The organism is uncultured Aquitalea sp., from assembly GCF_945957525.1.
GTDB lineage: Bacteria > Pseudomonadota > Gammaproteobacteria > Burkholderiales > Chromobacteriaceae > Aquitalea.
The window spans coordinates 70,546-90,029 of the sequence record NZ_CAMFLA010000010.1 but is presented as its reverse complement, the minus strand read 5'-3'; the positions used below and the strand labels follow the sequence as shown (position 1 = coordinate 90,029).

Sequence of the window (19,484 nt, the reverse complement as noted above, 5' to 3'; positions counted from 1 at the left end):
GCATGTCGCCGGCGGCCGGAGGGATGACAGGGGCGGCGATCCCGCCCTGTCATGCGAGCAAGACCGGTACCAACCGGCTGACGAAATCTGAATAGAGAGAAGCATATGGCGCAGCAGCCGCAAGTCCATTACCTGAAAGACTACGCCGCACCGGCCTACCTGATCGACCGCGTCGATCTGAAGTTCGACATCGGCGAGGAGGCCACTCGCGTCCACTCCCGGCTGGTGATCAATCGCAACGACAAGGCCGCTCCCGGCGGCAGTCTCTGGCTGGATGGTTCGGCCAGCTTGGTGTCGTTGGCGCTGGACGGCGAGCGTCTGACCAGCGACCGTTACCGGCAGGACGACAATGGCCTGCTGCTGGAAAGCGTGCCGGACAGTTTCATCCTCGAGGTGGAAACCGAGCTGGACCCGGCCACCAATACCAGCTTGATGGGGCTGTACGCTTCCAACGGCAATCTGTTTACCCAATGCGAGCCGGAAGGTTTCCGCAAGATCACCTATTACATGGACCGTCCGGACGTGATGGCCAAGTTCACCACCACCATCGTGGCGGACAAGCACAAATTCCCCGTGCTGCTTTCAAACGGCAACAAGGTGGGCGAGGGTACGCTGGACAAGAAGCGCCACTGGGTGAAATGGGTGGATCCGTATCGCAAGCCTTCCTATCTGTTTGCCCTGGTGGCAGGCAAGCTGGCGGTCAGTCGCGACAAGTTCGTCACCCTGCACGGCCGCGAAGTGACGCTGGAAATCTGGACCGAGCTCGCCGATCAGGACAAGGTGGCTTTCGGCATGGGCGCGGTGAAGCGCGCCATGAAGTGGGATGAAGAACGCTTCGGTCTGGAGTACGACCTCGACATCTACATGATCGTTGCGGTAAGCGACTTCAACATGGGCGCGATGGAGAACAAGGGCCTCAACATCTTCAACACCTCCGCCGTGCTGGCGCGCCAGGACACCCGCACCGACGCTGAGTTCCAGCGTGTGGAGGCCATCATCGCTCACGAATACTTCCACAACTGGACCGGCAACCGCGTCACCTGCCGCGACTGGTTCCAGCTGTCGCTGAAGGAGGGCCTGACGGTGTTCCGCGATCAGGAGTTCAGCTCCGATCTGGGCAGCCGCGCGGTCAAGCGCATCGACGACGTCAAGTCGCTGCGGGCCTTGCAGTTCCCCGAAGACGCCGGCGCCACGGCTCACCCCATCCGTCCCGACTCTTACATCGAGATGAACAATTTCTACACCATGACGGTGTACGAAAAGGGCGCGGAAGTGGTGCGCATGTATTACACCCTGCTGGGCCGTGAAGGCTTCCGCAAGGGCATGGAGCTTTACTTCAAGCGCCATGATGGTCAGGCCGTCACCTGCGACGATTTCCGCGCCGCGATGGCCGACGCCAATGATGTCGATCTTGGCCAGTTCGCGCTGTGGTACAGCCAGGCCGGCACCCCGGTGCTGAGCGTGGCCGGCGAACACGATCCGGTCACCCGCACGTATCGCCTCACGGTGAAGCAGTCCATCCCCGCCACGCCGGGCCAGGCTGACAAACTGCCGATGCACATTCCGCTGGCCATGGGGCTGGTGGGGCCGGATGGCGGCGATCTGCCGCTGCGTCTGGAAGGTGAGGCGGAAGCAGTGGCGGGCACCCGCGTGCTGGACATCAAGGCGGCCGAGCAAACCTTCACCTTCGTCGATGTGGCCGAGACCCCGGTGCCCTCGCTGCTGCGCGGTTTTTCCGCGCCGGTGCGGCTGGATTTCGACTGGCGCGACGACCAGCTGGCCTTCCTCATGGCCAGCGACAGCGACAGTTTCTGCCGCTGGGAAGCCGGCCAGACCTTGTCCGCCCGTTTGTTCCGCCAGCTCATCGCCGATGCGGCGTCCGGCGTCGAGCCGCGTCTGCCGGATACCTATGTGTCTGCTTTCCGCGCCGTACTCAAGGACCATGCCGCCGATCCGGCCTTCAAGGCGCTGATGCTGACGCTGCCGTCCGAAGCCGAAATCCTGGAGATGGTGGACGCCGCCGACCCCGGCCTCATCCACAGCCTGCGCGAATTTGTGCTGGACGAACTGGCGCAAGCCTTGCGCGGCGAATGGCATGAAGCGTTCAACCTGCACCAGACACGCGAGTATCGTCCTGAAGACGCCGGCAAGCGCGACCTGAAAAACCGTGCCTTGCAGATGCTGACCCGCCTGGACGTGGCTTGGCCGCTGGAGGCTGCGCGCAAGCAGGCACTGGAGGCGGACAATATGTCCGACCAGATGGGGGCGATGCTAGCCTTGCGCGATCGCGACGGCGAAGAGCGCGACGAGTGCTACACCGATTTCGCCGCGCGTTGGCAGCATGATGCGCTGGTGATGGACAAGTTCTTCATGCTGGTGGCTTCCAGCCAGCTGGAAGGCACGCTGGATCACGTGCGCGCCGCCATGGTTCATCCCGCGTTCAACCTGAAGAACCCTAACAAGGCGCGCGCCCTGATTGGCAGCTTCGGCAACAATATGGCTCACTTCCATGCCGCAGACGGCAGCGGCTACCGCTTCCTGGCGGATCAGGTGCTGGCGCTGGACGCCATCAATCCACAGGTGGCCAGCCGCATCGTGCGCGCTTTCAATCGCTGGAAGAAACTGGAGCCTGCGCGTCAGGCGCTGATGAAGGCCGAGCTGGAGCGCATGCTGGAAGCCCGGTTGTCCAAGGATGTGTACGAGATCGTCTACAAGAACCTCAATGCCTGATCCGGCGCAACGCGGGAGTACAGCAACGGGTCGCCATGTGCGGCCCGTTTTTCATGGCAAGCCTCAAGGCGCTTGACCGCTTTGCGTGCTTGTGTGAATTATTCAAGCGTTTGCTTGAATTCTGAGGCGCAACAAGCGTGGATAACAGCGTGGATAAACAGGAGCAGGATATCTTCGTCAGTGTGGGGCAGGGCGAGCAGCTCTACCTCAAGCGCATCAGCAGGCGGCAGGACGGGCCTGCCATCCTGATGGCGCATGGCGTGATGGCCAATGGACGCATTTTCTATTCCGAGAGCGGCAAGGGACTGGCACACTTCCTGGCCGAGGCCGGCTACGACGTGTTTGTCGCGGACCTGCGCGGCAGGGGCAAAAGTTGGCCGAAGATAGCGCGCGGGGCCGAGCATGGCCAGACCGAGATCATCTGCGAAGACCTGCCCGCGTTGCATCGGCATATCCGCCGCCTGCGACCTGACGCCGCGGTGCACTGGATGGCGCATTCCTGGGGCGGCGTGCACATGAGCAGCAGCCTGCTGCGCTTTCCCGACATCAATGCCGACGTCGCTTCACTGGTGTACTTCGGTTCCAAGCGCAGCATCGGCGTGCGCAATCTGAACAAACTCGTCGAAGTGGATCTGGTGTGGAATCTGCTGGCCCGCATAGCCATCCGTTGCTGCGGCTATCTGCCGGCGAGAAAGCTGGGCCTGGGGGCGGATGATGAAACCGACAAGAGCCACCAGCAGAGCAAGGTCTGGGCCAAGCAGAACCCCTGGACGGACAGCGACGACGGCTTTGATTACGCCGCGGCGGCCCGGCGCTTGTCCTTGCCGCCGGCGCTGTATTTCGCCGCCGTGAACGATCCCTGTCGCGGCCACGCGGAGGATGTGAAAAGGTTTGCCGAAGAGTCCGGCCCGCATCTGGCGCGCTTGCGGCTGCTGGGCAAAGCCAAGGGGCACTGGCACAACTACGATCACGTTTCCCTGCTGACGCATCCGGACGCGGCGCGAGATCACTTTCCGCTGGTGCTGCATTGGTTGTCAGGCAATTTTGACAAAATCATCAGCAATTTCTGAGCAAAGTCATTCTCCGGATCAAGTGCATGTGTTAGAAAGCCGCACCGGGAGAATCATCCATGACTGATAGCAAAATCATTTCGCAGGACATTCTGGACAGCGTGGTGGATACGTTGGCCGACAAGGGCTGGATTGTAGATCGCAGTATTTTTTCCGCTGAGGACATCGCCCGCTTGCGCGAAGCCTGCCTGGCCGATTGGGAGCAGGGTCGTTTCCACGAAGCGGCGGTAGGCAAGGGGATGCAACAAGACCGGCGCATCGAAATTCGTTCCGACTCCGTATTGTGGCTGGAGCCGGGGCGCGGGGGCGAGGCGGTGCAACTGTATTTCGACCGGCTGGATCAGGTGCGGCAGGCGGTCAATCGCAGCCTGTATCTGGGGTTGGAGGATCTGGAATCCCACTTTGCCGTTTACCCCCGGGGCGCCTTCTACAAAAAACATCTGGACCGCTTTCGCAATGACGACGCGCGCACCCTCACGGCTGTGCTGTACCTCAACCAGGATTGGCCGGAGGACGCCGGCGGAGAGATGCGGCTGTATCTGGACGACACCTGCGTGCGCCATCTTGATGTGCGCCCCGAAGCCGGCACGCTGGTGTTGTTCCTGTCGGACCGCTTCTGGCATGAAGTACTGCCGGCCGGGCATCAACGCCTTTCCGTTACGGGCTGGTTCCGCCGCCGGCTCGGCGACTTGTCATGGTAATTTGTTCCGGGTTTCGCCGTGTTAGAATCAAACGGCAAAACCACATGACAAGGGACAATACACGATGTCAGGCAACACCCTGGGACAGCTGTTCACCGTAACCTCCTTCGGCGAAAGCCATGGCCCGGCCATCGGCTGCGTGGTGGATGGCTGCCCGCCCGGGCTGGCCATCACCGAGGCCGACATCCAGCTGGAACTGGATCGCCGCAAGCCCGGCACCAGTCGTCATGTCACCCAGCGTCGCGAGCCGGACACCGTGGAAATCCTGTCCGGGGTCTATGAAGGCAAAACCACCGGCACCCCCATCGCGCTGTTGATCCGCAACACCGACCAGCGCTCGAAAGATTACGGCAATATCGTCCAGACATTCCGTCCGGGTCATGCCGATTACACCTACTGGCACAAGTACGGCATTCGCGACCCGCGCGGCGGCGGTCGTTCCAGCGCCCGTGAAACCGCGGTGCGCGTGGCGGCCGGCGCCATCGCCAAAAAGTGGCTGAAAGAACGTTACGGTGTAGTGGTGCGCGGCCACATGACCCAGATCGGCGACATCGCCATTCCTTTCGCCAGCTGGGAGCAGGTTTCGGCCAACCCCTTCTTTGCCGCCGACGACAGCGTGGTGCCGGCGCTGGAAGCCTATATGGACAGCATCCGCAAGAGCCTTGACTCGGTTGGCGCGCGACTGCGCGTGGTGGCGGAAAACGTGCCGGTGGGCTGGGGCGAGCCGGTATTCGACCGCCTCGATGCCGACATCGCCTACGCCATGATGAGCATCAACGCGGTCAAGGGCGTGGAAATCGGCGCCGGCTTCGGCTGCGTGACCCAGCGCGGCAGCGAGCACGGCGACGAATTGACGCCGCAAGGCTTCGCCAGCAATCACGCCGGTGGCGTTCTGGGTGGTATTTCCACCGGTCAGGACATCGAAGTTTCCATCGCCATCAAGCCCACTTCCTCCATCGCCCAACCGCGCCGCTCCATCGATCTGCACGGCAATCCGGTAGAAATGGAAACCCATGGCCGTCATGATCCTTGCGTCGGCATCCGCGCCACGCCCATCGCCGAAGCCATGCTGGCGCTGGTATTGATGGATCATGCCCTCCGTCATCGCGCCCAGTGCGGCGATGTGGTGGTGGATACTCCGAAAATTCCTGGTCGAATCAGCTAGACTATGACAGGGGGCTGGCAGGCCCCCAGCCCACTTGAAAGACCAAAACCATGTTGAAGAACCTGATTGGCGGTCTTGCCGGCCGATTGAAAAAGAGCGAGGACGCCGAAGCGGATGAAACCGCCGCCGTCGAGCGTGAGCTGGAGGCCATGGAAAACGGCAGACGCGATTCGGCCGAAGAGCCGGTTGGCGAACTGCCTCCCACTCTCGGCTTCGTCACACACCAGCCGGTGCTGGATAGACAGCATCGCGTGGTGGCCTACCAGTTCTTTGTCAAATCGGGTCAAAAGCAGGGCACGGCCAAGCGTCAGGAGTTCGACCGGCTGATGCTGAACACCATGCTCAACATGGAAGTGTTCCGCCTGCTGGCTTACCGTCGCGCCTTCGTTCATGTGTCCATCAGTTCGCTGGACGAACCCATGCTGCAGCAGATGCCGCTCAAGAGCGTCATCTTTGTGCTGGAGCCGGATCAGAACGAACCCATCACCAGCCAAACCATCCAGAAGCTGGACGATCTCAAGGTGAAGGGCCTGCGTTTCGCCATTGAGCCGGCGGCTTTCGACGGTTCGGTGCTGGTGGAGCGCTTGCAGCCGGAACTGTTCAACCGCGTGGATTTCATGCTGCTGGATTTTGCCGCGCCGTCCACCCGTGTGCTGGCGCCTATTCTGGATCAGTTGCCCCGTCGTTATCCCAATGCCCGCTGGATGGCCTGCAATGTGGGCACCGCGGAAGATCTGGACGTCTGTCTGCGCGCGCCCGGCAGCAACCGGTTTGCCTTGTTCCACGGCCCTTTCCTTTCCATGGTGCGCACACTGGAAAGCGGCAAGGTGGACACCAACCAGACGCGCGTGCTGCATATCATGCGGCTCCTGCGCGCCAATGCGGACCCGAAGGAAATCGAAGGGCAGTTCAAGCTGGATTCGGTGTTGCTGTTCAAGCTGCTGCGCTTCATCAATTCGCCGGTCAACGGTTTGTCGCGCAAGGTGCAGACCATCGAGGAAACCCTGATGCTGCTGGGTCGGGATACCTTGTTCAAGTGGCTGTCCATGTTGTTGTTTACAGCCAAGAAAGAAGATGGCAGTGCCTTGGCCTTGCTGGAGAAGTCGCTGATTCGCGCGCGTTTTCTCGAGCGGCTGGGCAGTTATCGCGGCAACCGCGTCGAAGCCGAGCACTTGTTCCTGACCGGCATGTTCAGCCTGCTGGATGTGTTGCTCCACCTGCCTTTCCCCGACGTGCTGGATGCGCTGGAACTGCCGCCCACGGTGCGCGACGCGGTGATAGACAACAAGGGTATTTTCAGCCCCTATCTCGCCTTGGCCGTGGCTTGTGAACAAGGCGACGACGCGCGTATCGGGGCCTTGTGCAAGGTGCTGAATTTCGAAGTGGACCAGGCCAACCGCTATTATCTGGATTCCGTGGTCTGGGCGCAGGAAGTGTTGCGTGAAAGCGAAGTTCATAACGACGTCGAATCGGTGTGACGCAGTGAAACGGCGGGGTGCCGACCGCGCTGCGGCGATCATCCCGTCAATCCTCCGTGTAGGTCATTAGTGGCTACTGTCATCAATTGCCACAATAGTCCTATAGAAATACCGTGCCGGGCTGCAGGAGGATAGGTAAAATGCAGGTCGCCCACCTCAACTCAAATCAACGACGCCGGCCCGGGCAAAGGCAAGACGGGAATCGGCGCAATCAGGGTTTCCTTGATGACTACAACACTTGAACAAATCAATTCCGTGATCAGCAGCAAGTTCGGCGTTAGTGCCGACGAACTGAGCCCCGAGCGTCCGCTGGCCGAGTACGGCCTGGATTCGCTGGGTCAGATTGAACTGCTGTTCGCCATCGAAGAACACTTCAGCGTGGAAATTCCCGAAGCCGAAGCGCATGTGGCCAATCTGCAAGAGCTGGCCAATCTGGTTGACCGCCACCTGGCGGCCAAACAATGAGTCATCGCGTCGCCATTACCGGCCTCGGGCTGATTTCGCCGCTGGGCAACGATCCTGCCCAGGCTTTCGAGCGCGCCATGGCCGGCGAGTCGGGCATCGCCTTGCTGGATGAATCGCTGGCCGGTTCCAAGCCGACCGTCGGCGCGCAAGTGTCGTTTGATCCGGCGCCGTGGTTCAACCGCATGCAGTTGAGCGGTCTGGACAAGGTCAGTCAGATGGCGGTGGCCTCCAGCCTGATGGCGATGGACGATGCAGGCATCACCCTGCCGGAAGACAAGAGCGCTGTTGGCGTTTACGTGGGTTGCGGCATGGGTGGCGCAGGCAGCCTGGACAAGGGTTTCCAGAGTTTTTATGCGGATAAGAGCCGCATCTCGCCGCTTACCGTGATCGCCAGCATGGCCAATGCGCCGGCCGGCCACATCAGCATGCGCCTGGGCATTACCGGCCCCGGCATGACCTATTCCGTTGCTTGCGCGTCCTCCGCCATTGCGTTGGGCGAAGCCATGCGCGCCATCCGCTCCGGCGAGGTGGAGTGCGCCATCGCCGGCGGGACGGAAGCCATGCTGATGCCCGGTATCATCGGAGCTTGGCAATCCATGCAAGTGCTGGCTACGCCGGATGCGGAGCGTCCGGAAGCCTCTTGCCGTCCGTACGACGTGCGTCGTTCCGGGCTGGTGTTGGCCGAAGGCGCTGCCTTTTTCGTACTGGAACGGCTGGATGCCGCCGTGGCGCGCGGCGCGCGTATTTACGCCACGCTGGACGGCTACGCCAACCGTTGTGATGCCACTCACATTACCAAGCCGGATGCCGTCGGGCAGGAGCGCGCCATGCGCGCCGCGCTGCGCGACGCTGGCATCGGGGCGGAAGAAGTGGGCTACTGCAACGCTCACGGCACGGCCACCAAAGTGGGCGACGGCGTCGAGTGCGCGGCATTGAACGCGATCTGGGGTGAAGGTACTCCGGGCTTGCGCGTCAGCTCCACCAAGTCGGTGCATGGCCATCTTCTTGGCGCCACCGGCGCCCTGGAGGCCTTGCTCACCACACTGGCTCTGCATCAGCGCCGCGTACCGCCCACCGCCAATAGCGAGCAGCTGGATGACGAGTGCGCGGTCAATCATGTGCGCGAAGGTGTGGATGCGCCGGATCTGTGCGCGGCCATCAGTAATTCTTTTGCTTTCGGCGGTACCAACGCCACGTTGGTGTTGCGTCGCTTTGATGCCTGAGCCAAAGGCATTGATCATGAAAAAACCCCGCGCAGCGGGGTTTTTTCATGCCCGTCGGAAAGTGAGGCTGAGACGGTACGCGCCGGCCCGCGGGTGAAGGCCTTCGGCCAAGGGCGCGATGCCATGAAAACGCAGGCGGTCAACGCCGCCCCAGACAATCACGTCGCCATGCAGCAGGGGGATTTTGCTGGTGGGGCCGCTGCGGGTCATGCCGCCCAGCAGGAAGCGCGCCGGCAGGCCCAGCGAGACGGTGACAATGGGGTGATTGAAGTCGCGTTCGTCCCGATCCTGATGCAAGCCCATGCGGCAAGCGGGCGCGTAGCGGTTGATCAGACAGGCATTGCTGTTGAAGCCGGCAAAGCCCGCCAGCTGGGCGGCAGTGGCGGCCAAGTCGCGCCAGTGGGCGGGCATGGCGGGCCAGGGCAGGCCGCTATGCGGATCAATGGGGCTGTAGCGGTAGCCGCGCCGGTCGCTGATCCAGCCTAATTCGCCGCAATTGCTCATTGCCACCGACATGGCCTGCCCGCCCGGCGTCAGCATGTGACGGAAGGGGGCTGTGACGGTGAGCAGATCAATGTCGCCCAGCAAGTCATCCGCCAGTTGCCTGGCGTAGCCTGGCAGCAGCATCACGCCCTCCCCAAGCCGCAATGGCGTCGGGTTGTCGGTCTGGCTGGCGAACAGATCCTCCATCATGGCGTGCTTTCTTCTTTCTGCGCCGATTCGCGCAGCAGCAGCTCGCGCTTGCGCGGCAGGCCCCAGCGGTAGCCTGACAGGTCGCCGTCGGTGCGCACTACCCGGTGGCAGGGGATGGCCACCGCCAGCGCGTTGGCTCCGCAGGCGCTGCCTACCGCACGCACGGCGGCGGGTTTGCCGATGCGTCGCGCCAGCTCCGCATAACTGATGGTTTCGCCTGGCGGGATGCGACGCAGCGCCTCCCATACCTGTTGCTGGAAGGCCGTGCCGCGAATGTCCAGCGGCAGATCCAGCCCTAGTGAAGGGCGCTCGATGAAGCCGATGACGCGGGCCACCGTGCTTTCGAAGCCCGGGTCGGCGCCAATCAGCTCGGCATGCGGAAAGCGCGCTTGCAGCTCCTCCAGCAGAAGGGCGGGGTCATCACCCAGCGAGATGGCGCACAAGCCCAGCGGGCTTTGCGCCACCAGTACCGAACCCAGGCTGCATTGGGCGAGGGCAAAGTGGATGCTGCTGCGTTTCCCGCCCTCGCGGTATTGCCGCGCCGGCATGCCCAGAACGGACTCGGCCTCGGCATAAAAGCGGCCGCTGGATTGATAGCCGGCATCGTACATTGCCTCGGTGACATTGCGGCCGCTTTGCAGGCGGCTGCGCAAGCGCTCCGCCCGACCGGCGCGTCCGTAGGCGCGCGGGGTGAGACCGGTGATCTCCTTGAACAGGCGATGAAAGTGCCAGGCGCTCAAGCCGGCCTCTTGCGCAAGGCTGTCCAGCGGCGGCGGCGTTTCCGCTTGTTCAATGCGGCGGCAGGCTTGCTCAATCAGCGCCAGCTGGCGTTGCCACAGCGGTGCATCGTCCGGTTTGCAGCGCTTGCACGGGCGGTAGCCGGCATCTCGTGCGCTTTCCACCTTGTCGAACAGGCGGACATGTTCCGGTTTCGCGTGACGGGAAGGGCAGGAAGGGCGGCAGTAGATGCCGGTGGTGCTTACCGCATACCAGAACTGGCCGTCGGCGGCGCGGTCCCGTTGCAGCACTTGTTGCCAGCGAGGGTCTTCGGCGGTGGGTGGGGTAAGGGTCATGACGCGCGCTCCGTGGTGTTGGAGGTTCCCAGCCTAGCGATGGCAAACGGGATGGTCTTGCCGCTGCTTGCGGTCAAATCCGGGGAGTGCGGCCATTCTGGCATGAAAAAGGCCTGCCGGGAGGGCAGGCCGAACGCAGAAAGGAATGGCGCGTTGAAATGATCAGAAGTTTTTCACCAGACCCACCAGGGTGCCGTTGCGGCTGCTGCCGCCGTCTTGCGGCTTGTCGTTCAGGATTTCGATATAGCCCATGGTGTGCTTGCTGAAGTTGTAGTGCACCAGCAGGTTGACGAACTTCTCGTTGCCGGATACTAGGCCCGGGGAGTTGTCCTTGCGCACGCCGGTTTGCACGCCCAGCTGGGTGTTGCCGAGGGTGTAGTAGGCGTACAGCGCGGTGGCTGTCTGGGTGCTGTCGTCAGGCAGTTTGTTGCGCTGGTATTCCACGGCCAGTTCCAGCGCGTCGATCGGCTTGACGTTGGCGGTGAGGTGAATCTGCTTGTTGCTGCCCAGGTGGGTCGGGTTGAGCGCGTATTGGTTGGTCTGGTTGGTGACGACCGCGTAGTTGCCGGAGATGGTCCAGATGCTGCCGGCGAAGCCGGCTTGCACTGCCGTGCGGTTGGTGCCGCCGAAGCTGCTGGTCTTGTTTTCGTCGGTGGACCATTGCAGCGAGCCATAGAAGCCGCCCAAGTTTTCCGGCAGGTCATAGCGCACCATATTGTTGCCTGTGCCGCCGCCGAACCAGCCCAGGCGGTTGTCCGGACCTGCCCAGATGCTGTAGTCGAACTTGCCGTCTTCCACGTTGCCGGTGCCCTTGCCCATGCGCAAGGTGCCGAAGCCACCCTTCAGGCCGAGGAAGCTGTCGTCAGTGGCGAAGCCGTTGGCCTGCAGGCCGTTTTCACTGTAGTTGCTGCCGGTGGGGGAGAAGCGGTTGTTGACCTGCCAGATGGCGCTCAGGCCGTTGCCCAGGTTTTCGGTGCCGTTGAAGTTGATGTTGGCGCGGCCTACCACGTTGGTGGTGGAAACAGCGCTAGGGGTGGAGGTATAGCCCCAAACGCTGTTGGCGGCGGCATTTTGCACCAGGACGCCGGCACGCACGTAACCGGAAATCACGACCCCGGAATCACTGGCGGTATCGGCATAGGCATGGGAGGCGGCCGCCATGACGGCCAGGGCGATGAGTTTGCGTTGCATCTGTTGTCTCCGAACTGTCTCGTTATGTTGTTTTGCTACTTGGCAGCCATTTCTGTTGCTGTGTTACAGCGTTGTCAAATGGCTGTCATGGCACGGACATTTTTGTGAGCAGATGTTAACGGGTCAACAAATGTTTTTGTAGTAAAGTTACTACATTGAGCATGGTTTTTGTGTAGTAATAAAACTACTTATTTGGTAAATGCAGAATGCTCGCTTTTCCAATTTGATGGGTATTTAATGCTTGTCTTTGTCATTTTACTTGTGAAAAATGCCTTGTTGGAAAGTTGCTACGAAGGGGTGAAATTTTGCCGCGATAGCTTGATTTTTGCAGTGCAACATGCATTGCATTCGTTGTAAAAAACCACAAGGCCGGTGCAGAAATCACTTTTCCAAACGGGCTGCTGCGGTAAGATGTCGTTTAAAGGACGATAAGCGTCGTATAAAAACAAATCAGACAACCGGACCAACCGGACAACAAGGTTGGCCGAAGCGGGATGATCAAGGTGAGCGCAGCCATCGCCAGTAGCGAGTACAGCGAGCTAAGCAGTGAAGAGCAGGTGCATATCCTGCAGGTGCAGCAGATTATTCTGGAGGCGATGGCCCTGGGCGGGGAGGCGCATGGCGTAATCAGCCGCCTCTGTCAGCTGGAAGAACAGCTGCTGCCCAATTCGGTCGGCACGGTGATGCTGTTGGATAAAAACCGGCAGGCGCTCAATGTTTACGCCGCCCCCAGCATTCCGGCGGATAGCGCGTCCCGCCTCAACGGCTTGCGCCCGGGGCCGCATGCCGGCTCTTGCGGCAACGCGGTTTACAGTTGCCAGCCGCAATTCGTGCAAAACACCTTCACCGATGAGCGCTGGCGCGACCTGCGCCACCTCGCGCATGATTTCAATCTTTGCTCTTGCTGGTCCATGCCGGTGTTTTCTGCCCAGGGCGAGGTGGTGGGCAGTTTTGCCTTGTCCAGTTTCGAGCACCGCCAGCCTGCGCCCTTCCATCGCAAACTGCTGGAGATCGGCGCCGCGCTGGTGGGCATTGCACTGGAGCGCAAGCAATCGGAAGCCTCGCTCAAATTGTTCGAGCAGGTGTTCAAGGGCAGCGAAGAAGGCATCCTCATTACCGATGCGCTCACCGACATCCTCTATGTGAATCAGGCGCTATGCCGTCTGATGGGGTTTGCCGAAGAAGACGTCATCGGGCGTCAGCCGCGCATCTTTTCCTCGGGCCGTCATGCGCCCGGCTTCTATGAAGACATGTGGCGCCAGTTGGCCAGCGCGGGTCACTGGCGCGGTGAAATATGGAACCGGCGCCGCAACGGTGAAATATTTCCTGAGTGGTTGAACATCACCGCCGTGCGCAATGACGACGGCGTGATCAGCCACTACATCGGCATTTTCAGCGACCTTTCGGAGCGCAAGCATGCCGAGCAGCGCATCAGCTTTCTTTCCACCCACGACGCGCTCACCGGCCTGCCCAATCGACAGCAGTTTCGCGAACGCTTTGCCGCCTTGTTGCGTCAGGCCGCTGCCACTGGGGCCGACGCGGCGCTGGTGACGCTGGACATCGATCATTTTAAGCTGCTGAACGATTCGCTGGGGCATGCCGCCGGCGACAGCCTGCTGGTGGAAGTGGCCAAGCGCATTACCGCCTGTGCCGAGGTGGACATCGCCTGCCGGCAGGGAGGGGACGAGTTTCTGCTGGGCATGATGCTGGAAGATGGGCAGGCGCTGGAGTCACGGCTGCAAAAGCTGCAGGAACTGGTTGCCATGCCCATATTGCTGGACGGCCGGCCGCTGTCGCTGTCCTGCTCGCTGGGGGTGGCGCGTTGTCCTCGCGATGGCGATCACGTGGATGCGCTGACGCCCAGGGCCGGCAAGGCGCGCGACGCCGCCAAGGCAATGGGACGCAACGTCTGGTGTTTTTACGAGCCGCACATGGACGGCAACAGTCTGGAGCATCTCAGCCTGTCGCACGAACTGCGCGAAGCCATCGGTGCCGGACAGCTGGTGTTGCATTACCAGCCGCAAGTGGATCTGGCGAGCGGCCGGCTGATCGGCGCGGAGGCGCTGGTGCGCTGGCGGCATCCATCGCGCGGGATGATGTCGCCGGCCGCCTTCATTCCGCTGGCCGAGCAGACCGGCGCCATCGTGCCTCTGGGCGAGTGGGTGTTGGCCGAAGCCTGCCGTCAGGCAGCTGCCTGGCAGGCTGCCGGGCTGCCGCCGCTGATGGTGGCGGTGAATCTTTCCGCCGTGCAACTAAGGCGCGGCAATATCGAAGACACCATCGCGCGTGCGCTGGCGGACAGCGGGCTGGAGAGTCGCTGGCTGGAAATCGAGCTGACCGAATCGGCGCTGTTGCATGATATGGAGCGCATGCCGGCGCTGATCGCCCGCCTCAAGGCGCTGGGCCTGCGCTTGTCCATCGACGATTTCGGCACCGGCTATTCCAGCCTTGCCTACCTCAAGCAATTTCGCGTGGACAGCCTCAAGATCGACCAATCTTTCGTGCGCGACATGGCCAGCGACAGCGACGCCGCCGCCATTGTCACCGCCATTGTGCAGATGGGCCACACGCTCAACCTGTTTACCATTGCGGAGGGCGTGGAAGATCAGGCCGTGCTGGACAGCCTGCGCGCTACTGGCTGCGACGCAGTACAGGGCTATCACTATTCCCGCCCCTTGCCGGCCGGTGAGTTTGCCGTCTTACTGGCGGCGTGGCCTGTGCGGGACTGAGGCCAGTTTCAGTCGCCGTCGGGCCTGTCTCGCGCCGCCAGCGCGTAGTAGCCGGCGATATCGCCGCCGGTCAGCGGCTTGCACATCACAGTCAGACTATGAGTCTGCCCGCCCATCTCTATGCCGTGTCGCTGGCGCGCCGGCAGATATCCCTGTCGCAGCCAGAAGCGCTTGCCTCTGGCATTGCCCTCTACCACGCCCAGTCGCAGCCATTGTGCGCCTCGCGCACAGGCCCAGTCCGCCAGCGCCGCATGCATGGCTTGCGCTGCGCCGCTGCCATGCAGCGCTTCGGCCAACATGAACAGGCTGATGTGCCAGATGGCGGGGGCAGGCAGATCGGACAGCACGCAGGCCACGCCAATCAACGAGCCGCCCTGATCCAGATAAGCCAACAGCCAATGTTGGCCGAAGGGCAGACTGGCAGGCGGCCGTTCGTGGAATTCTTGCGCGGCTTCGTCCAGTAGGGCCGGTCGACCGAATACGGTGAGAAAGTATGCGGGGTTGGCGTCAAAGAAACCCTGCAGCAAGGCGATATCCGCAGATGTCAGCACGCGGACTGCCACGCCGGGCCAGCCGGAGGCCGGCAGCTTGTCATCCTGATGGGACTGCATGCTCATGCCGGCAAGGCGGCCAGAAAGCGGACGATGCCGTCCAGGACCAAGGCCTCCTGCTCGCGGTGCGGCACATGGCCTGTGCCGTCCAGCAGCCAGAGCCGGGACGGGCCGCCCAGCAGACTGGCGATGCGCTGCGCTTGCGCGGTGGAGCCGTATTCGTCTTCCTTGCCATGAATCACCAACGCAGGGCAACGTACCGCCGGCAAAGTCGCATCCAGCGACCAATCGTCAAAACCGGGCGACAGCCAGGATGCCGTCCAGGCGTCCAGCACCCAGCGCGCCCTGTCGCCGTGATAGTGGGCCAGCCGCGCAAAGTGCGCCGGGTCGTCAAACTGGCGCTTGGCTTCGGCAATCCCCTCACGCGTGCGCGGCTCGACAAATGCCTGGGCGGCAAGAGTGATCAGGCCCTCGCAGTTGGCGGGATAGCGGGCGGCGCAATGCACGGCCATGCCGCCGCCTACGCTGTGCCCCATGGCGATGAAGCGCTCCAGCGCAAAGTGAGCGAGCAGCGCCGGCAACACCTGCTCTGCTTCTTCTGCGACGAACTCCAAGGAGGGCGGGGCCGTGCGCGGCGCGGACTGGCCGAAGCCCGGGCGATCATAGCTGATGACGCTGCGCCCGCTGGCTTGCGCCAGCAAGAGGGGCAATTGCCGCCAGAGCGCCGTGCAGCCCAGTGAATCGTGCAGCAAGAGCACAGGCGCCTTGCCGGCGGCATCAACCGTCAGCCATTGGCGCGCATGCGCTTCGCCCAGAGGGGTATTGATGCGGTGATCCCGCACGGAGGGGGTGGCCATTGCCGGATCCGGAATAAAAGGCAAAGGCTAGGGTAGGCAATAGTGACGTCATGCGCAAGCCGCGATGCGCCAAAATGCAAAACGCCGCTGGCGTGGCGTGCAACACAAATTGGAGTGGTGTCAGATCAGCGTATCAATAAGGTTGCCCAGATGCGCCGGATTGTTGTTGTAGGCTTCGTAAGCCAGCACGCCGGCGCCAATCAGCGCGGCGGTGGGATGCGTCTCCACCAGCGCCGCCGCATCTTCCGCCACGGCGGAGGCGGCACTCAGGGCCGCCGAGCCGACAGTGTTCATGAAGGATCCCAGTGCGCCGATGAGCATGATCCGTTCCTTTGCTGTGTCATTGTTGTGCCGGTGCGCGCGGGGCGGAGTCAATGCCGCCATTTCCAGCAGGCCAGCCAGCGACCGTTCGTCGCGTTCCGGCAGTATAGGCCAGATGGGAATTAATGACATTTACGTTTCTTGACATCGCATGGCGTTCAGCTCGCATTCATGGGCGCGGGCTGGGCTGTACAGATGCCGGGCGCGAAGTCAGGCGCGCGCGGTCCCGACTGCGCTCAAACGGCGCAGTGACAGGCATTGGGTGCAGAGCGCGCAAAGCGTGGCGCTGCCGTAGACCAGCGGCAACTCAAGGCAGCCCAGCGTCAGGCAGGTCACGTAGAAGAAACAGGCAAAACCGAACAAACTGGCAGCCATGCCGCGCATCACCGCACACGCTGCGGCGTGGCCGGAAGCGCGATGGGCGAACACCGTCAGGATGATGGCCATAAAGGGGAAGGACGCCAGCACGCCGCTGAAATCCGGCCCCAACAAGGGCGCAAGGCCGGTGACGCCGGCCACCAGTCCGGCAATCAGCACCATGCGGGCGGGCAAATCCCACCAAGGCGATGCAGCCCCACCTATGCCGGCCAGCTGCCTGGGAATGAACCGCAAGGCCAGAGATACCGCCGCCGCCGACATGACAAACAAGGCCGTCTGACCCACACCGCTAGCGCGCAGCAGCAGCGCTATGGCTGTGAATGCCAGGCATGCCCCGCCCAGCGCCGGCAAACAACCGCGCCGGGCCAGTTTGCAGTAGGTCAGGCAGAAGCCGGCTTGCGCCACCGTGGCAGTCAAGGAACCTGTAGTGGCCTGTCTGGCAAAGTCCTGTCCGTGCTCAAGGGCCAGAAAAGCGGAGATCGGCCCGGAGGTGAGCGGCAAACCCACCATGAAACCACCCAACGCTTCCCCCCTGCGCCTTACCGCCAGCGTGGCGCACAGCAGTAACAGAGGAGTGACGATCAGTTTGAAGACAAGCAAATTCATCGGAGCAGGATACAGGCAAATCCGGTAGCGCGCAGGCGGGATGGCAGTACAAGAGGTTAGACCGGGGTAAACAAAAAAGCCCTTGATTTCTCAAGGGCTTAGTTGCGTGGTCTGGCGAGGGCGGGATTCGAACCCTCGGTAGGCTCGCACCTACGCCTGATTTCGAGTTTGGTTGAAAATGCAACAATTTCAAAGACTTGAGGTGCTTTACCTTCTAATAAAAACGAAAATAATAGCCATGAAAGCCACGCTATAGCTGGCTTCTGGGGAAAATATTAGAAGGTTTAGGGCTTTTCTTTGGGCAGCTACTAGGAGCCTGTCCATAATTCTGTGTAATCCAGTTGTTTTCCACCCACTAGTGGACAGGCAGCTCTTGCCGATGAGGTCTTCGGGCTTCTGGTAGTCGGCCAGCAAGCTATCCAGTAGTGTGTCAGGTACGTCGTGTTTCTTCGAACTCATTGTGTCTCCAGACTAGGTGGCAGTTTCCTGCCAAATGTCCGTTTACACAAAATTCAGTACACGCCCGCATGAAGAAGTAGATGTTAACGAGTGAGAGAGTGTGCACAGCATCGAGGCCGCAATGGCCGATGTCTGAGTAGAGTGGCTTTTCATCGCGATACTTGACCAGCGCCATATCGGACAAAAAAGAAAAGCCAACCGAGTCCGGTTGGCTTTTTTGTTGTCTGGTCGATACCTGATCAGAGCCAGATCGTGCTCAAAGAATGTACGTCCGGTATTCTCTAATACACGTCTAGCCAGGTTTTACACGTTCATCCGGCTCCTAATCTCGTTGGCCAACCCAAGGAATTCGTCGGCGGCTTCTGCCACCTGGGCGTTGTATCCGGAGTTCACCTTGCCGCGCAGCTTCCCAATTGCCAAGCCGAAGTCTTGAGCCTGAGGCGAGAGACTGTGAAAGTCTTTGATTGAAGCCAGCTTGTTCGAGGAGAACGGAACAAGAGCGGGATCGATCGTATGGAGTGCGCTGACAACTCGCGTACTTACGCGTGGCGCAATTTTGCTCTCCCAATACTCGTGTGGGCGAGTGGAGCTTCTACCAGAAGAGACCTTGTAGGCCGAAGTAATGTAGCCGAGGTAGACGGGGTTGCCGTGCAATAGTGTTTTCTGGTTGTCGGGTGTTGCTAGGCCGCGAATAGTCTTCCAATCGGTGATCCAGCGTGTGGCGGATCGTCCCACGGTTGACAGGGCTCGGAGTGAAAATAAGTCTGCCGCAACAGGCGTAGCAAAGAAATCCGAGTCAAGCAGAACTGCGCGGTTCAGTGGCCCGACATTTGGTCCTATGTCATACATGACGATGTCGACGTTGTAGCGTTCCCCCATCTCTCGTACTGCTCGGGACAGCGCGCACATGACGTCATAGTCTCGCTCCTTGCGCGCAAAAGAACCGGTCCAGGCTGCGGGAAGTTCTTCCTCGTAATCAGCAAGTAGTACGTCACCTGGGCACAGGTATAGGCCCGACCTAATCTCGTATGCATCGATTTGTTTGATGGGGCCTTTACCATCTACGACTGGCTTAATGGCTGACCACAACGTTCCTCCGTTGACGTCGTCTGATTCGCCAAGGAGGGTGTCAAGCTCGTCTTCAGTCAAGTAAAACGATGTCAGGTTGCACTGTGGGTCAGCATCGATCATCAAGACACGTAGTCCAAGATCCACCAACATATCTGCGACATTTAGCGTGAGGGTAGTCTTGCCGACCCCTCCTTTGTGGTTGAAGAAGGTTAGGGTGTGCATCGACGCTCCTTGCATGTTAATGACAAGCGCAAGCTTAGCACCAAAAACGAATAAGACATCATGGGGCGGCCTTCTATTAACCACAAATTCTAGGAATGACTACTGCTGGCCGAGAGCTGCCATGATGGCGCATTGGCATGACTGATTTGAACTTAAGGGCGGGTGATTGGATGCATGCAAAGGATTGATTTTTCTTGTTGTCTGTGCCTGATGCATGCTCCTGACTGATTTTCAGGTAACAATTTCTTGAAAATCAATGCCTTGAATGGTGGCTACGAACAGTTTTTGTAGAACATTTGTAGATTTTGTAGAACGGAATTAGGGACGGAAACCGGCGTTTCCTGGAGCGGGAAAAGCAAAAAAGCCCTTGATTTCTCAAGGGCTTAGATGTGTGGTCTGGCGGAGAGGGAGGGATTCGAACCCTCGGTAGGCTCGCACCTACGCCTGATTTCGAGTTTGGTTGCAAATTCAACAGAATCAGGTTGTTATCTCAATTTTCAT

The 19,484-nt window shown here is 60.8% G+C and carries 16 protein-coding genes; 8 read left to right on the top strand and 8 right to left on the bottom strand.

What is annotated here, in order from left to right; translation table 11 throughout:
* Positions 1-105 precede the first annotated feature (105 nt).
* The 7 genes from pepN (at position 106) to Q0P52_RS11360 (ending at position 8,832) form a co-directional block, all read left to right on the top strand.
* Positions 106-2,730: an aminopeptidase N gene (gene pepN, locus Q0P52_RS11390; RefSeq protein WP_293762310.1), complete on the top strand. Its 2,625-nt coding sequence runs from the start codon at positions 106-108 to the stop codon at positions 2,728-2,730.
* Between the two features lie 149 nt (positions 2,731-2,879).
* Entirely contained in the window at positions 2,880-3,800 is a 921-nt protein-coding gene (locus Q0P52_RS11385) for an alpha/beta fold hydrolase (protein WP_293762313.1), read from the top strand.
* 59 nt (positions 3,801-3,859) lie between these two features.
* Positions 3,860-4,501, top strand: a complete 642-nt coding sequence (locus Q0P52_RS11380) for a 2OG-Fe(II) oxygenase (protein ID WP_293762316.1) — start codon at positions 3,860-3,862, stop codon at positions 4,499-4,501.
* Between the two features lie 64 nt (positions 4,502-4,565).
* Positions 4,566-5,666 carry a chorismate synthase gene (aroC, locus tag Q0P52_RS11375; RefSeq protein ID WP_293762319.1) on the top strand — a complete coding sequence of 367 codons (1,101 nt, stop codon included), beginning with the start codon at positions 4,566-4,568 and terminating at the stop codon, positions 5,664-5,666.
* Positions 5,667-5,716: 50 nt separating this feature from the next.
* On the top strand, positions 5,717-7,144 hold the full coding sequence (locus tag Q0P52_RS11370) for an HDOD domain-containing protein (RefSeq protein ID WP_293762322.1): 1,428 nt from the start codon (positions 5,717-5,719) through the stop codon (positions 7,142-7,144).
* A 225-nt stretch (positions 7,145-7,369) separates the two neighbouring features.
* Positions 7,370-7,609 (top strand): acyl carrier protein, encoded by a 240-nt coding sequence (locus Q0P52_RS11365; RefSeq protein WP_293762323.1) that lies wholly within the window; start codon positions 7,370-7,372, stop codon positions 7,607-7,609.
* Entirely contained in the window at positions 7,606-8,832 is a 1,227-nt protein-coding gene (locus Q0P52_RS11360) for a beta-ketoacyl-[acyl-carrier-protein] synthase family protein (protein WP_293762324.1), read from the top strand. Before Q0P52_RS11365 ends, Q0P52_RS11360 begins: the two co-directional genes overlap by 4 nt.
* Before the next feature lie 45 nt (positions 8,833-8,877).
* On the opposite strand, the gene alkB is transcribed toward Q0P52_RS11360, so the two are convergent.
* From alkB to Q0P52_RS11345, 3 genes are all read right to left on the bottom strand, one after another.
* On the bottom strand, positions 8,878-9,525 hold the full coding sequence (alkB, locus tag Q0P52_RS11355) for a DNA oxidative demethylase AlkB (RefSeq protein ID WP_293762325.1): 648 nt from the start codon (positions 9,523-9,525) through the stop codon (positions 8,878-8,880).
* A complete protein-coding gene (gene ada / locus Q0P52_RS11350; protein WP_293762326.1) occupies positions 9,522-10,598 on the bottom strand; it encodes a bifunctional DNA-binding transcriptional regulator/O6-methylguanine-DNA methyltransferase Ada in 1,077 nt (358 codons plus the stop codon). The genes alkB and ada overlap by 4 nt, the downstream gene beginning before the upstream one ends.
* A gap of 162 nt (positions 10,599-10,760) precedes the next feature.
* Positions 10,761-11,789, bottom strand: coding sequence for a porin (locus Q0P52_RS11345; protein WP_293762327.1), 1,029 nt, complete (start codon positions 11,787-11,789; stop codon positions 10,761-10,763).
* A gap of 503 nt (positions 11,790-12,292) precedes the next feature.
* Here Q0P52_RS11345 and Q0P52_RS11340 point away from each other — a divergent pair.
* Positions 12,293-14,518 (top strand): EAL domain-containing protein, encoded by a 2,226-nt coding sequence (locus tag Q0P52_RS11340; RefSeq protein ID WP_293762330.1) that lies wholly within the window; start codon positions 12,293-12,295, stop codon positions 14,516-14,518.
* Between the two features lie 8 nt (positions 14,519-14,526).
* On the opposite strand, the gene Q0P52_RS11335 is transcribed toward Q0P52_RS11340, so the two are convergent.
* The 5 genes from Q0P52_RS11335 to Q0P52_RS11315 form a co-directional block, all read right to left on the bottom strand.
* Positions 14,527-15,129, bottom strand: a complete 603-nt coding sequence (locus tag Q0P52_RS11335; RefSeq protein WP_293813713.1) for a GNAT family N-acetyltransferase — start codon at positions 15,127-15,129, stop codon at positions 14,527-14,529.
* A 2-nt stretch (positions 15,130-15,131) separates the two neighbouring features.
* Positions 15,132-15,926, bottom strand: a complete 795-nt coding sequence (locus Q0P52_RS11330) for an alpha/beta hydrolase (RefSeq protein WP_293762336.1) — start codon at positions 15,924-15,926, stop codon at positions 15,132-15,134.
* A 120-nt stretch (positions 15,927-16,046) separates the two neighbouring features.
* Positions 16,047-16,247 (bottom strand): hypothetical protein, encoded by a 201-nt coding sequence (locus Q0P52_RS11325; protein WP_293762338.1) that lies wholly within the window; start codon positions 16,245-16,247, stop codon positions 16,047-16,049.
* A 210-nt stretch (positions 16,248-16,457) separates the two neighbouring features.
* On the bottom strand, positions 16,458-17,231 hold the full coding sequence (locus Q0P52_RS11320) for a hypothetical protein (RefSeq protein WP_293762341.1): 774 nt from the start codon (positions 17,229-17,231) through the stop codon (positions 16,458-16,460).
* 762 nt (positions 17,232-17,993) lie between these two features.
* Positions 17,994-18,983 carry a ParA family protein gene (locus Q0P52_RS11315; protein WP_293762343.1) on the bottom strand — a complete coding sequence of 330 codons (990 nt, stop codon included), beginning with the start codon at positions 18,981-18,983 and terminating at the stop codon, positions 17,994-17,996.
* Positions 18,984-19,484 lie beyond the last annotated feature (501 nt).